Annotated in this window: 14 protein-coding genes and 1 tRNA gene; 6 read left to right on the plus strand and 9 right to left on the minus strand. The window is 66.4% G+C overall.

Annotation, left to right across the window (positions count from 1 at the left end):
• Positions 1-129 precede the first annotated feature (129 nt).
• On the plus strand, positions 130-1,560 hold the full coding sequence (locus RDCOP1_RS06935) for a DEAD/DEAH box helicase (protein WP_072699369.1): 1,431 nt from the start codon (positions 130-132) through the stop codon (positions 1,558-1,560).
• Positions 1,561-1,575: 15 nt separating this feature from the next.
• Here the strand turns inward: RDCOP1_RS06935 and RDCOP1_RS06940 are convergent, their stop codons facing one another.
• The 4 genes from RDCOP1_RS06940 to RDCOP1_RS06955 all read right to left on the minus strand — a co-directional run bounded on the left by RDCOP1_RS06940 (position 1,576) and on the right by RDCOP1_RS06955 (position 4,710).
• A complete protein-coding gene (locus RDCOP1_RS06940) occupies positions 1,576-2,598 on the minus strand; it encodes a CobW family GTP-binding protein (protein ID WP_072699370.1) in 1,023 nt (340 codons plus the stop codon).
• Positions 2,599-2,669: 71 nt separating this feature from the next.
• The gene (locus tag RDCOP1_RS06945; RefSeq protein WP_072699371.1) at positions 2,670-3,308 is read right to left on the minus strand and encodes an MBL fold metallo-hydrolase; all 639 of its coding nucleotides are present in this window, start codon (positions 3,306-3,308) and stop codon (positions 2,670-2,672) included.
• The gene (locus RDCOP1_RS06950) at positions 3,305-4,390 is read right to left on the minus strand and encodes an S-(hydroxymethyl)mycothiol dehydrogenase (protein ID WP_072699658.1); all 1,086 of its coding nucleotides are present in this window, start codon (positions 4,388-4,390) and stop codon (positions 3,305-3,307) included. The genes RDCOP1_RS06945 and RDCOP1_RS06950 overlap by 4 nt, the downstream gene beginning before the upstream one ends.
• Positions 4,391-4,539: 149 nt before the next feature.
• Positions 4,540-4,710 (minus strand): helix-hairpin-helix domain-containing protein, encoded by a 171-nt coding sequence (locus RDCOP1_RS06955; protein ID WP_494410399.1) that lies wholly within the window; start codon positions 4,708-4,710, stop codon positions 4,540-4,542.
• A gap of 238 nt (positions 4,711-4,948) precedes the next feature.
• On the opposite strand from RDCOP1_RS06955, the gene RDCOP1_RS06960 reads away from it, so the two are divergent.
• Positions 4,949-6,730: a cutinase family protein gene (locus tag RDCOP1_RS06960; protein WP_072699373.1), complete on the plus strand. Its 1,782-nt coding sequence runs from the start codon at positions 4,949-4,951 to the stop codon at positions 6,728-6,730.
• Here RDCOP1_RS06960 and RDCOP1_RS06965 read toward each other — a convergent pair.
• On the minus strand, positions 6,696-8,006 hold the full coding sequence (locus RDCOP1_RS06965; RefSeq protein WP_371836809.1) for a helix-turn-helix transcriptional regulator: 1,311 nt from the start codon (positions 8,004-8,006) through the stop codon (positions 6,696-6,698). The genes RDCOP1_RS06960 and RDCOP1_RS06965 overlap by 35 nt on opposite strands.
• 516 nt (positions 8,007-8,522) lie before the next feature.
• On the opposite strand from RDCOP1_RS06965, the gene RDCOP1_RS21610 reads away from it, so the two are divergent.
• The 4 genes from RDCOP1_RS21610 to RDCOP1_RS06985 all read left to right on the plus strand — a co-directional run bounded on the left by RDCOP1_RS21610 (position 8,523) and on the right by RDCOP1_RS06985 (position 10,713).
• Positions 8,523-8,714, plus strand: a complete 192-nt coding sequence (locus RDCOP1_RS21610) for a hypothetical protein (protein WP_145983617.1) — start codon at positions 8,523-8,525, stop codon at positions 8,712-8,714.
• A gap of 138 nt (positions 8,715-8,852) precedes the next feature.
• The gene (locus tag RDCOP1_RS06975; RefSeq protein ID WP_231922916.1) at positions 8,853-9,056 is read left to right on the plus strand and encodes an AbrB/MazE/SpoVT family DNA-binding domain-containing protein; all 204 of its coding nucleotides are present in this window, start codon (positions 8,853-8,855) and stop codon (positions 9,054-9,056) included.
• The gene (locus tag RDCOP1_RS06980) at positions 9,053-9,964 is read left to right on the plus strand and encodes an ABC transporter ATP-binding protein (RefSeq protein ID WP_072699376.1); all 912 of its coding nucleotides are present in this window, start codon (positions 9,053-9,055) and stop codon (positions 9,962-9,964) included. Before RDCOP1_RS06975 ends, RDCOP1_RS06980 begins: the two co-directional genes overlap by 4 nt.
• A complete protein-coding gene (locus RDCOP1_RS06985) occupies positions 9,964-10,713 on the plus strand; it encodes an ABC transporter permease (RefSeq protein WP_072699377.1) in 750 nt (249 codons plus the stop codon). Before RDCOP1_RS06980 ends, RDCOP1_RS06985 begins: the two co-directional genes overlap by 1 nt.
• A 454-nt stretch (positions 10,714-11,167) precedes the next feature.
• Here RDCOP1_RS06985 and RDCOP1_RS06990 read toward each other — a convergent pair.
• The 4 genes from RDCOP1_RS06990 to RDCOP1_RS07005 form a co-directional block, all read right to left on the minus strand.
• Positions 11,168-11,240 (minus strand) — tRNA-Ala (locus tag RDCOP1_RS06990).
• A gap of 139 nt (positions 11,241-11,379) precedes the next feature.
• The gene (locus RDCOP1_RS06995; protein ID WP_072699378.1) at positions 11,380-12,126 is read right to left on the minus strand and encodes a DsbA family protein; all 747 of its coding nucleotides are present in this window, start codon (positions 12,124-12,126) and stop codon (positions 11,380-11,382) included.
• 36 nt (positions 12,127-12,162) lie between these two features.
• The gene (locus RDCOP1_RS07000; RefSeq protein ID WP_072699379.1) at positions 12,163-12,651 is read right to left on the minus strand and encodes a MauE/DoxX family redox-associated membrane protein; all 489 of its coding nucleotides are present in this window, start codon (positions 12,649-12,651) and stop codon (positions 12,163-12,165) included.
• A 10-nt stretch (positions 12,652-12,661) separates the two neighbouring features.
• Positions 12,662-14,005: an MFS transporter gene (locus RDCOP1_RS07005; RefSeq protein WP_084722508.1), complete on the minus strand. Its 1,344-nt coding sequence runs from the start codon at positions 14,003-14,005 to the stop codon at positions 12,662-12,664.
• Between the last annotated feature and the right edge of the window lie 8 nt (positions 14,006-14,013).

Genomic DNA, 14,013 nt, shown 5'->3' on the forward strand with positions numbered 1-14,013 from the left:
TGCCCGGCCTGCGCGCAGACTGCAGATCGATTGCACACTGCACGGCTTTCCTTGCGGCGATCACGTCAGCACCACGGGAACACTTCCCGTCGAGTGCACACACGCCGCAGTGAAAGGCAGCGCTGTTCTATGACCACATCTTTTTCCGATCTCGGTGTTCCCCGTCCTCTCGTCGCTACGTTGAGTGACTCCGGAATCACCAGCCCCTTCCCGATTCAGGTCGACACCCTTCCCGACACCCTCGCGGGTCGCGACGTGCTCGGACGGGGCCGTACGGGCAGCGGCAAGACCCTCGCCTTCTCCATCCCCCTCACCGCACGCCTCGCCGGCGGTTCCACCCGCGCCGCAGGCCGCCCCCGCGGCCTCGTGCTTGCTCCGACCCGCGAACTCGCAACGCAGATCGCCGCGGTCGTCGAGCCTCTCGCCCATTCGTCGGGCCTCCGAGTGACCACCATCTTCGGTGGCGTGTCGCAGAGCCGTCAGGTCGAGGCACTCCGCCGCGGCGTCGACATCGTCATCGCCTGCCCGGGACGCCTCGAAGATCTCATGCGCCAGAAGTTCGTCTCCCTCGACGCGGTCGAGATCACCGTGCTCGACGAGGCCGACCACATGGCCGATCTCGGCTTCCTCCCCGGCGTCACGCGCATCATGAATGCAACCCCGAGCGACGGTCAGCGCCTTCTGTTTTCGGCGACCCTGGACAACGGAGTCGACAAGCTCGTCAAGCGCTTCCTCCACAACCAGGTCATGCACTCGGTGGACGAAGCCAACTCCCCCGTCGCGGCGATGACCCACCACATCTTCGACGTGCCCGGGCTCGACGCCAAGAAGGACCTGATCCGCACCCTTGCCTCCGGCAACGGCCGCCGAATCCTGTTCATGCGCACCAAGCATCAGGCACGCAAGCTGGCCAAGCAGCTCACCGATTCGGGAATCCCCGCAGTCGATCTGCACGGCAACCTGTCGCAGAACGCCCGCGACCGCAACCTCGCCGCCTTCTCCTCGGGTGAGGCGCGAGTGCTCGTCGCAACCGACGTCGCCGCCCGCGGTGTGCACGTCGACGACGTCGAACTCGTCGTGCACGTCGATCCCCCGGCCGAGCACAAGGCGTACCTGCATCGTTCGGGCCGCACCGCGCGCGCCGGAAGTGCCGGCGACGTCGTCACGCTCGTTCTTCCGGACCAGCGCCGGGATCTCGCTGCGATCATGCGCAAGGCGGCGATCAACGTCACCCCGATCAAGTCGACCGCGAAGTCAGAGCACGTGCTCGCACTCGTCGGCGACATCGCGCCTTATGTCGCGCCGAAGCCGGTGCAGGCGCCGGCAGCCGGTTCGTCCCGGCCGCAGCGGGCCGGTGGCGCGGGACGCCGCCGTGCCCCGTCGCAGGGTGGCGCAGCACGCCAGGGTTCCTCGTCGCGCCAGGGTTCGTCTTCTCGTCAGGTGAGCGGGTCCGGCACGCGTCAGGCCGCTCCGGCAGGACAGCGTTCGTCCACCGGTCACGGTGGAGCGGCAGCCACCGGTCGTCGTCGCGCAACGCGTCAGACGTCCACCCCGCGCTGATCTCCCCCGGCGGGCTCAGCGCGCCGTGAACCGGTGGACGGCGTACATCGCGTCGCCCGACACCGGTTCCGTCGCAACGCATCCCGCCAACCGCTCACGGACGGCGTCCGCGTCGAGATCGGTACCGATCACCACCAACGTGGTGCAGTCGGGGACCTTCTCGCCGCGGCTCACCGGTTCGAAGCGGATGTGGTCACCGACGGTGTGCAGACGGTAGGTACTCACGCGTAGTCCTGCTGCGACACGCACATAACCTTTGATACGAAACACCCCCGCGGGCTGGTTCTCGAGAAAATCGACCAGCACGCGGGGGTGTAACGCGTCCTGGGTCTCGAACGTGACGGCCTCGTAGTCGTCGTGCAGGTGCGGATGGTCGTGGTCGTCGTCCGAATAGAGCAGTTGATCGAGGGTCAGTTGCTCCCCCGGTTGCGGACCGGGACGCTCGGGGATGTCGAACAGCAATGCCGGATCGATCCGCGCGTGCTCGGTCGAAACCACTGCGGCACGGGGATTGAGACCGCACACCGCACCGAGCAGATCGTCGTGGGCGTCGCTGTCGATGCGGTCGGTCTTGTTGAGCAGCACCAGATCTGCGAGCGCAACGTGTTGTTCGATCTCGGGATGCCGTGCCCTGGACACCTCGAATTCCACGGCGTCGACGACGAGCACGAGACCGCCGTAGGTGACGAAGGGATTCTCCGAACCCGCCACAAGGCGGATCATGTTGCGCGGCTCGGCCAGCCCGCTGGCTTCCACGACGATGACGTCGAGGTCCGACGACCGGTTCGCAAGCCGGTCGAGCATCGCATCCATATCACTGACATCGACTGCGCAGCAGAGACATCCGTTGCTGAGCGACACCATAGAGTCGACCTGGCCGGCGACCATCATCGAGTCGATGTCGACCGACCCGAAATCGTTGACGATCACACCGATCCGCGCCCCGCGCGTGTTGCGCAGGAGATGATTGAGCAGGGTCGTCTTGCCCGCGCCGAGGAACCCGGCGACCACCAGCACCGGTATCTGCTTCTTCGCCATACCGTGAGAGTAGCGGCGCTGCCTCGGGTGGCTCCGGCGACATCCGTCCGCCGGAACCACCCGCGAGCGCGTCAGCTACCGCGTTTGATCCACTCCTCGAGGTGAGGAGATTCCGTCCCGATCGTGGTGCCGTCGCCGTGGCCGGTATGCACCGTGGTCTCGGCGGGCAGTGCGAACAGCTTGTCGCGGATCGACCCGATGATCGTCGGGAAATCCGAGAACGAACGCCCGGTCGCGCCCGGCCCGCCGGAGAACAGAGTGTCGCCGGTGAACAGCTCGCCGGCTTCCGGCAGATACAGGCAGACCGAACCCGGCGAGTGACCCGGTGTCGCGATCGTCTGGATATCGGTGCCCGCCACCGAGATACGCTGACCGTCCTCGATAGTGCCGTGCGCGACGCCCGGGTGGGTCATCTCCCAGAGCATGTCGTCGGCGGGGTTGAGGAGGATCGGTGCGTCGAGCTTCTCCGACAGTTCGGGTGCGACGGTGATGTGGTCGTTGTGCGCGTGGGTGCAGACGATCGCCACCACCTTGCGGTTGCCGACGGCGTCGATGATCGGCTGCGCGGTGTGCGCGGCGTCGATCACCACCACTTCGTCGTCGTTGCCGACGAGCCAGATGTTGTTGTCGACTTCCCACTCGCCACCGTCGAGAGCGAAGGTTCCGTGGGTGACGACGCGGTCGACCCGGATCGGCGACACGCTGCTCACAGGATCACCACCGAGCGGAGAACCTCGCCGCGGTGCATCGTCTCGAATGCCTTCTCGACATCGTCGATGCCGATGCGCTCGGTGACGAACTTCTCGAGCGGCAGTCGTCCCTGCTGGTACAGGTCGACGTACGTCGGGAAGTCGCGTTCGGGCAGGCAGTCTCCGTACCACGAACTCTTGAGCGATCCGCCGTGCGAGAAGAAGTCGACGAGCGGCATCTCGAGGGTCATGTCCGGCGTCGGAACACCGACCAGGACGACGGTACCGGCCAGGTCACGGGCGTAGAACGCCTGCTTGTAGGTCTCCGGGCGGCCGACCGCGTCGATCACCACGTCCGCACCGAAACCGCCGGTGATCTCCTTGATGGCCTCGACCGCGTCGGTCGACCTGGAGTTGATCGTGTGGGTCGCGCCCAGGTCGGTTGCCCACTCGAGCTTCTTGTCGTCCCGGTCGACGGCGATGATCTTGCTCGCACCGGCGAGTCGGGCGCCCATGATCGCTGCGTCGCCGACGCCGCCGCATCCGATGACCGCGACGGACTGGCCGCGAGTGACGCCGCCGGTGTTGACCGCTGCGCCCAGGCCGGCCATGACGCCGCACCCGAGCAGACCCACCACGGCGGGATCCGCGCTCGGATCGACCTTGGTGCACTGACCCGCATGCACGAGGGTCTTGTCGGCAAACGCGCCGATACCCAGCGCCGGTGTCAGCTCGGTGCCGTCTTCGAGCGTCATCTTCTGCGTCGCGTTGAACGTCGAGAAGCAGTACTGGGGCTGACCACGCTTACACGCCCGGCACTGCCCGCACACGGCGCGCCAGTTGAGGACGACGAAATCGCCCACCGCAACCGAGTCGACGCCCTCGCCCACCGACTCGACGACGCCTGCGGCCTCGTGCCCGAGCAGGAAGGGGAACTCGTCGTTGATCCCGCCCTCACGGTAGTGCAGGTCGGTGTGGCACACACCGCACGCGGCGATCGCGACGACGACCTCGCCCGGTCCGGGATCGGGTATCACGATGGGCACGACCTCGACGGGTGCCCCCTTCGCGCGTGCAACGACTCCGCGAACTGTCTGTGACATGGTGAGGTCTCCTTCAACGAGATGTGGCTTGCGCCGATCGGTGATACCGACCCTATCGCTTGCGGGCACCTCGACTACCTGATCGAACAGCGAGCCCGACCCGCCCGAAAGACCAGAGGGTGCGACTCGGGAATCCGATGCGAAACCCGTCACGCCTCTCGGAAGCGCAGACCCCGAGCCGCGAGTTCCTCCCCGAGAATGCGGATCGCTCTCGGGCCGACCCCGTGGATGCGCAGCAGTTCCTTCGGGGTCGCAGTGGTCAGGTGTTCGAAATCGGTGTACCCGTGCTGGAAGAGGGCTCGACGGGACACCTTGCCCATCGCAGCCGGAAACTCTGTGCCGAACGACCCGTCGGAATCGTCCACGCGTCTGTCCTTCCCTTTTTACCCTGGTTCACACGGACGATACGGGCCGCGAGAGGTAGCGAAGCCCGTTCGCCGCACCCGGTTCGGTACGTGAGGGATGTAACACGCGGCCGCGTTTTCGCGACGTGTGATGTGACCCGCCCCGCATCCTCGCACCGGATGTCCGACAGGTGATACGGATTGGAAACAACCCATGGCCAACGAAAAGCCGTCGTCACGCAGCAAGGTCTTCGCCGGCGTGCTAGCGCCGATCGCGCTCGGAGTCGCGGCGGCAGTCGCCATCGCGTGGCCGCAACCGACCCCGCCCACCGTCGCCGACCCCGCTCTGGCGGGTTTGGCCTCGACAGCCGACTGTCACGACATGGTCAGCATCGGCGTGGGCGGCCGCGGCGATACCCCTCGCGACCAGACGAAGATGCTCGTCGACGAGAAGGGCAACAAGTTGCCCGCGGCGCAGCAGGGCGCGTACCGGAGCCACTGGGTGGATCCGGTGATCAACGCGCCGCTGGAGGACCACGAGGGCGACAACGGGTACGCGGCGATCTACATCGAGTATCCCGCCGACCTGTCGAGCTACGAAGACGCCGTGAACACGGGCGCCGACAACACCATCCAGGTCATGAAGGCCATCCAGGCCTCGTGCCCCGACACCCAGTTCGCCATCGTCGGCTTCAGCGAAGGCGCGGATGTCGCCCGGCGTGCGGCGATGCAGATCGGCAACCAGACACAGAACCCGGACGGCACCTGGCCCAATGGCGATCCCAGCGCGGTCACGGGAGTCGTCATTCTGTCCGACGCCGGCCGCGGCGTCGACGGAGAATTCTTCCCGGGCGCCAAGGATCCCAGCAATCCCGACGGATTCGACCGCCCCTACGACCCGAGCGCGGGCACAGCCCCCGGCGGCGGAGCGTTGCCCGGAACAGGCGGTGAGTTCGGCAAGCTGAACGGCAAGGTTGCCTCCTTCTGCTCCGAGGGCGACTTCGCGTGCTCGACGCCCGACAACATCTCCCTGATCGAACTGCTCGTCAACCTCGGACGGCAGGTGAACGGTGATGCCATCGAGCGTGAAGGGCTGACCCCCGCAACGGGCGCCGATCTCGCACAGGTCCTCGGCCGGGTCGCGCTCCTCGCCCTCGCCGATGTTTCCGCCGACGAAGACTGGATGCGTTCGGACGAGACGTTCCTCGACGTGCTGATCAAGGTGTCCGAGCCCGGCTACGTGCCCGAGGCCAAGACGACGCCGGTCGCAGCCGACGGGTCCGAGCCCATTCCGGCGGATCGCCTGGCCAACCTCGCATACCTCCCGGAGAAGCTCCTCAAGGAAGTCATCGGATTGGTCCGGACCAACCAGAACACCCTCGCGGTGATCATGAGCGACCCCTACGACCAGACCTTCGGCTACAACCGGGAGACCGACGACCACTACGGTCACCACTTCGACTACTGGGACGACGACATCGACGGTAAGGGCACCAGCACCGTCGACTATGCGGCCGCGTGGCTCACTCACCTCGCCGAGCAGGCCAAGCAGGGCAAGCCGGTGTCCAGCGACGCCGAAGCCAAGGCGGCGCGGATGATGGCCGCCGCCGAAGCTGCGGAAGCCTCCGAGACCACGGAGACCTCCGAGACGACACCCGCGTCGCCCAGCGATCAGGCGAACCCGCAGACGTCGCCGGCTCAGGACGGCGCCGTACCGGCACCCCCCGCTCCGGCACCGGGTGCTCCCGTACCGGGTGCTCCCGTACCGGGCGTCGCCCCCGCTCCGACCGCCCCTTCCGGCGCGCCTTCCGTGGCACCGGTTCCGGGCACCGTCCCCGCCCCCGAAGGTGCCGGCATGCCGGTGCCGCCCACCGGCGAACCGAGCACCGGTCAGCCGACCACCGGTGAGCCGACAACGGAGCAGCCGACGGGCACTACGGCTCCGGCCACCACGACGGCGCCTACGACGACGCCGTCGCCGCAGCCTGTTCCCTGATCGTCCCTGAACCGAAGAACTCGGCGTCAGCTCTCGCGGCTTTGACCCCGGCCTCGGAACCGAGAGCCGCGGCCTCGCCACGGGAGCTGACGCCGAGTTTTTTGAGCACGTTCGCCACGTGGAATTTCACCGTGGCCTCGGTGACCCCGAGACTCTCCGCGATGGCGCGGTTGCGTCGGCCCGCCACCAGATGCCCGAGGACTTCCACTTCCCGCGAGCCGAGGGCGCTCAGTGCGTCGAGCGCCGGGCCCTCTGCCGTGGGCGACGGAAGATCGAGTGGCAGTCGGACAGACACGCGGCAACCCCATCCCGCGGTGGCTTCGGTGTCGATGACGCCCCCGAGCGCGTCGACCCGATCTCGCAAGCGTCGTTCGAGTTCGAGGGCATCGAGATCGCCGGGTCCGTCGTCGCGGATGTCGACGAGCAGGCTCGTACCGTCGCAGTTCCATGCCACTCGGATACGGTGGACGCCGGCTTGAGCCGACAGCGCCAGCACTGCGCCCCGGGCCAGGGCGCGGGCAGCGTGTGCGATCTCCCCCGGCAGTCCTCGCCCGTCGACGGGAGGCGCCACCATGTCCAGCTTCAAGTCGTGGTGACGGACCAGTCCGCGCAACTCGCCGTGCATCCGCGCGAAGGCGGTGGTCACCGCCTCTTCCGCGAGTTCGCGATGAAGGTCGACCGACGACCTCAGGCCGATGAGAGCTGCGGTCGCCGTCTCCCGAGCCGTCGTCCTGGCCCGGCTGTCGTCGAGGTCGCGGGAGCGGAGCGTCGCGAGAAGGGTCTCGAGCGTGGCGGCGTGAGCCTCGGTGAGTTCGGCGACGGTCCGCGCACGTTCGGCGGACGCCGCGCGCGACTCTGCAAGGTAGGCCGGACTGGCGCTCTGCACCTGCAACTGGATGGCGGTAGCGACGAGGCCGAACAGAGCGCTCGTCAGTGCGAGCGGCGTCGAGGCGGTCCAGGTTCCCTGCCGGGGAAGGAGGACCAGCAGCGTGTCGGTGCGGTCCAGCACCGCCCACGCGTCGCGATCACGACCCGCGAGCCGAACGCTTCCACGTTTCGTCCGGTCCACGGAGAGATCGCACCGGATGCGGTCGAGTTCGGCGATGGTGACCCGGTCGACGATCGCCGGGTCTCCCGCGACCTTGCGGGGCCTGCCGGTGCATTCGCGGGTGAAGACCACCAGAGCGGTGTGCGGAACGAAGTCCGAGAGCAGTGTCGAGAACCGCACACCGATTTCCGGCAACGGACCCACCAGCACGTCGCGCAGGGCGGCCAGAAGCTCTTCGGTCCCGTACTCGGTCGTGCCGTCTGCTGCTGTTCGGGTCACCGGCTTGCCGGTCACTGTCGTGCTGTTCACTACGGAAAGATATCGCGGGACCTATGCGACTTCTGCCGCCCACCGGCGAGGGCTCACAGGCCCGGAAACGATTGTCCACGTGCAGTTAAGGGGACTCGAACCCCTTGACCCCCACACTGCCACTGTGAAGACGAGAAGGTCACCATGTCACGGGGGTGCTATCGCGTCAGCTCTACCAGCAATTACTCGTACCAGCGCGTCTACCTTGTATCACCTCGTGGCATACCGAGTCAGGACAGAGCTAGGACATCTGGTCAAGTCCCAAGTAGTGGTGTAACTCGGCGGCACAGGCGCGGGCTGGATGCCGGCCGGGAGCGTAGATACCTGAATTCGACACCGCGTGTATGTGGTTGACATTCAGGCTGTCTCGTACTCGCGGGCGTTCTGGTCGTAGGTGTGCTCGGACTGGGGCCCACTTACGGCAAGGGATCGGCGTTGACGAAACGACAGTGGGCGGTCAGGGGTCTCGGGGACTACCCCGAGATTGATTCGGAGGAACTCCAGACGTGGGTGAATACCAGTAAGCGGGCCCTGCAGTCGGCCGGGGTCGTCGAGGCGTTCGGTGTCGCCGCCGGTGAGCGGGTCACGATCCGCATGAACCCGGGAGAGACCTGGCTCGTCCGCTGACCCCCGCTCAGTACAGTCGAACCAGCGGGTCCAACTAGTTGGAATAGTTCAACTGGTATAACTTTCGACATGAGCCCTCGACGCGAACCAAGCCGTTCACAGTCAGCCCCTTCGGGCAAATTCGCCGCGACGGTCGTTATGGGAGAGAAGGGGCAGATAGTCATTCCCAAGGGAGCGCGCGACCTCCTCGGCATCGGCCCAGGTGACACGTTGCTGCTTCTTGCGGACATCGACCGAGGAATCGCCGTCGTGCGGCCGGAGCTCTTCGAGGGCTTTCTCGAGCAAGCCCTGAACGCCACTCTTCAACCGCCCACCGCGGACACCGCGGAGGAAACGTCATGAGCGTCGTGTCTTGTCGTGATGTCACTCGGAGTTTCGGTGATCTCGCCGCCGTGGACGGGGTGAGCCTGAGTGTCGAGCAGAACGAGGTCGTCGGCATCATCGGCCCCAATGGGGCTGGAAAAACGACGCTCCTCAACTGCCTGGAGGGCCTGGACGTACCCACGTCCGGTTCGATCGACGTGCTCGGCTTTTGCCCGGTGAAGGATGCCCACGTGCTCGCGCAGCGGGTAGGTGTCCAGCTGCAGCACGCGGCTCTGCTGCCCAGATTGAAGGTGGGCGAGGCGCTGGAACTGTTCTCGTCGTTCTATGCCCGGCCGATGCCCTGGCGTCCGCTTCTGGAGACTCTCGGGATCGCAGCCAAGGAGAAATCCTATGTGGCCAAGCTATCCGGTGGAGAGCGACAGCGCGTGTTCATAGCGCTTGCCCTTATTCACGACCCGGAGCTGCTCTTCCTCGACGAGCTCACCACCTCACTCGACCCGCAGGCGCGCCTGGCGATGTGGGAGGTGGTCCGCGACATTCGCCGACGCGGCAAGACGGTCGTCCTCACGACGCACTACATGGAGGAGGCCGAGGCGCTCTGCGACCGGGTCGCGATCATAAACCAGGGCAGACTCGTCGCTCTGGACACCGTCCGGGGGCTCATTTCGGCTCACGGAGGAGATTCCACGTTGCGACTGACTCTCGACCGCCCCACACCGCCCACCCTGACCTCCGTGGAAGGGGTCTCCTCGGTGAACTCCGACAACGCCGTGACAATCATCCGTGGACGCGGGGCATTTGCCCAGAATGTGCTTTCCCACCTGACGCAGGCCGGGGCCGTGGTGACCGACATGACCATGAGCTCACCCGGGATGGAAGAGGTATTTCTCAACCTGACCGGACGCACGATGCGAGAGGCGCCCTGATGCGGACATATCGGACACTAATCCTCACCCTTGCCCGCTCCACACTGCGCGAGCCGGTGGGATTCTTCTTCACACTGATCTTCGCGCCCATGCTGATGGTGATTCTGGGGCTGATCTTTGGCAACGATCCAAGCCCAGAGTTCGGCGGGCGAGGCTTTGTGGCCGCCACGCTCCCTGCCTACGCCTCACTGGTGGTGGCGATCATGGGCGTTCTCACGCTGCCAGTGAGCCAACTGCAGCTCCGCGAGAGCGGCGCCCTGCTGAGACTGCGGGCCACACCGCTTCGCCCGCAGTCCTACGTCGCCGCCGACCTCACCGTCAACTTCCTGATCGGTCTGACAGGGATCGCCTTTGCCCTGATGGTGGGGATTCTCGGCTTCGGGGTGCGACCGGAGGGCAACCTGGTGTCAGTGCTCGCGGCCGCGGCGCTCGGACTGGTCGCGTTCCTGGCGCTCGGTTACACGCTGGCGGCAATCTACCCATCTGCGGCCGCAGCGACGGGCATCGGGAACGGGCTGATGATCCTGCTGATGATGACGTCGGGGGCGTTCGTGCCGCTGGCCGTACTCCCGGAAGGCGTACAGCGTGTGACGGAATTCTCGCCGATCCGTCACCTGGTTGACCTGATGCAAGGCCTGTGGAACGGCGATCCATGGTCCAACTACGGGCTTGCCACGGCCGTACTCGTCGGCATGATCGTCATCTTCGGCACCATGGGCGCCCGGTTGTTCAAGTGGAACGCAGCATGAACCGCTCGGTGAATCGAACCAACATGGACCGGGCGCCATTCCGGGAGAACATCGGCTAACGGGTCAAACCCCAGTGGTCGAGTCCCGAGTAGTCATGCAAACTCTCGCCTCGTGCGGTCACTGGACTGGAACGATGCGTTCGGGTAGGCCTATTCGCCGAACAGAGGAAGGCGGCAAGGCTGCCGCCGATCACCCTACGGATTCTGCGGCACTCGTCAGTCTCCCGGATCCTCGCGGCGGGCGTGCCCGCCGACGTGGTGGCGGCCTGGCACGGGCACAGCGAAAGGACGACTCAGGCGGTCTACGGCCGGGTTTCTGACGACCGGCTCGCGGCCGCGTCGTCCGCGATATCCGGAGCAATAGGACAGAGTCATGACATTCCGACCCCCGACCGCACCTGTCCAGGACAGCGAGAAGCCCCCTCCGATGCAGATCGGAGGGGGCTTCTGTTCTGTGGAGCTAAGGGGACTCGAACCCCTGACCCCCACACTGCCAGTGTGGTGCGCTACCAGCTGCGCCATAGCCCCGTATCCATTTTTCGGCACCGGGGGCAACCCCGTGCGCTGAAAGAAAGTTACACCATCGCGCTCGTCGCCAACAAATCGCCTGGTAGACGACGGAACGGTGGAGACGTTCTGCCGATGCCTCCCACCGCGGTCCGCGTCGTCAGCCGACGATGTCGGTGACCCAGTTCTCGTTGCCGAGCGCGTCGATGACGGTGCCGTTGTAGATCACGGCAGGAGTGCCGGTCGCGCCGGTGGTGGCGAGCTTCTGACGACCCGCCTCGGCGTCGATCGCAGCCTGTTCCATGCGGGTGCCGTCGGTGATGCACTGCACGGTCTCGTCGGACGCTCCCGCATCGCGGGCCAACTGGGCGAGAGCGGCGTTGTCGAGATCGCTGTCGCTACCCTCCGCCGGCTGCGTGTCGGGCGAGAGCAACGTGTCGTGGAACTTCGAGAACACCGCCGCGTCACCGCTTTCCGCGACGCACTGCGCGGCCGCCACGGCACGCGTCGAGTAGTCACCGCTGCTCGACAGCCGGTCGAGGAACGCAAGGATGTGGTAGCGAACGGCGATATCACCGTTGTCGATCGCCTGGGCAAGTTCCTGCGAGTGCTTGTGCTCGAGTTCGGCGCAGTACGGGCACATCGGGTCCTCGTAGAGGTCGATGGTCGCCGCGGCGTCGGGCCTGCCGACGAGAATCGCCCCGTCCTCGAGGCCCACCTCTACCGCCGCGTTCTGCACCGTGCCGTACCCGTCGTTGCGGGCATCGCTACCGCCCGACGACAACAGCACACCGCCGATGACGAGCGCCGCGATCACCACGACGGCAACGCCACCGAGGATGTAGGTGAACTTGTTCGACGTCGGCTCAGGTGTGTACTTCGCCGACTTGACCTTCTTCGCATTCACGACATCTGCCCTTTGTTCGTCTGAGAATGTCCGGGTTCACTCTGCCACTGTGGACTGAGGGCGCACTGAGAACGTCCGCGATCCGGGGCCGAGTGCAAGTGGTGTGCGTGGGAACACCATGAGCCACGCAGACGCCGCGAGGAATCCGAGGTCGCGCAGGATCTCGGAGAGGTAGTCCCAGGCGCCGACGTCGTTCACGACCCCACCACCCCCGAAGCACCCACAGTCGATGGACAGACCGCGTGCCCACGCGGACGCGATCGCCGCGATGAGCACGACCAGGCCGATCGCACTCGCCACTGCCGCCGGTCGCACGGCCAGACCCACCAGCAGCAGTAGCCCCAGCGCGAGTTCGAGCGCCGGGAAGACCGCTGCGAAGGGTCGCACCAGATCGGACGGAAGGAGTTGGTACGCCCGTACCGCCACCACGGTCTGGGTGGGGTCGGAGAATTTGATCCACCCCGAGACCAGCCAGACGGCGGCGAGAGTTACACGCGCGACCGTCGAGACGATACGAATCCACACCGTTTCGACACTACCGATCCTGTGCTCGGCTGCCAGTGTCGTTGCTCACGCCGCCGTCGTTGCTCACGCCGCCGTCGTTGCTCACGCCGCCGTCGTTGCTCACGCCGCCGTCGTTGCTCACGCCGCCGTCGCCGCTCACCGCGCCGTCGTTCCTCACGTCGTCGGCGGCGGGCGCCGCGTCGCGCGAGCGTCCGGCGAAGAACCACGGAATCGCGGCAATCAGCATGATCATGCCGGTGGCAGCGAATGCGGCCGAGAACGACAGGTGCTGGGCGAGCAAACCTGCCACGATCGGCCCGATCACGGTGCCGATGTCAGCTGTCATCTGGAAGGTCGCGAGTACGGGGCCGCCGCGGGCCTTGCTGCCTACCACATCGGCCACCGCGGCTTGCTGCGACGGGTTCGACAATCCCGACCCCATACCGGCCACGAGCGAGGTGACGAGAAACAGCGCCACACTCTCGGTCAGGCCCATCACGATCGTCGAGACACCACACACCAGGAGCCCGGCGAGCACGAAGGGCCGTCGTCCGTAGCGGTCGGACCAGCGCCCGGATCGGATCAGGACGAGAGCGTTGCCCACGGCGAAGGCGGTCAGTGCCACGCCGGCGAACGCCTCACCCTGCTCGAGGGCTTCCACCACGAAGAGCGGCACCATGGCGACGCGGACACCGAAGACCACCCAGCCGTTCGCGAAGTTCGATCCGAGCGCGGCGCGGTAGACCGGGGAGCCGAGCGCTTCGCGCAGCCCCATCACCCGCAGTTCTTCACCTTTGGCAGGCTGCGCGAGATGCGACGAGCGCAACTGCACACCTACGACGGCAGCGGCGATCAGCAGGGCCACCGCGTAGATGAGGAACGGGGCGCGGAGCCCGAGTCCGGTGAGCGCACCGCCCACGAGAGGACCGAAGATGTTGCCGAGCAGGAAGCTGGTCGCGTACAGGCCCGAGACGCGCCCACGGGCATCGGGCGGCGCGATACGCACCAGCAGGCCCAGTGCCGACACCGTGAACATCGTGGAGCCGATACCGCCGAGCGCCCGGAAGACGAGCAACTGCCAGTAGGTCTCCGCGAAAGCACACGCGCCGGTCGAGACGGCCACGATGAGCAAACCCGTGATGTAGATGGGCCGCTCCCCCAGCTTCTGGACGAGCCGTCCGCTGAACGGAGCGAATATCAGGCGCATCGCGGCGAACGCCGAGATGACGACCGAGGCGGCGGTCACTCCCACGTCGAAGCTGCGTGCGAACTGCGGGAGCGCCGGCGCCACGAGCCCGAAGCCGAGGGCGATGACGAAACTCGCCGCGACGAGGACCCAGATCTCCCGCGGCAACGCCGCCTCACGTGTACGCATGATGCCCA

Source organism: Rhodococcus coprophilus NBRC 100603 (assembly GCF_001895045.1).
In the GTDB taxonomy this organism is placed as follows: Bacteria; Actinomycetota; Actinomycetes; order Mycobacteriales; family Mycobacteriaceae; genus Rhodococcus; species Rhodococcus coprophilus.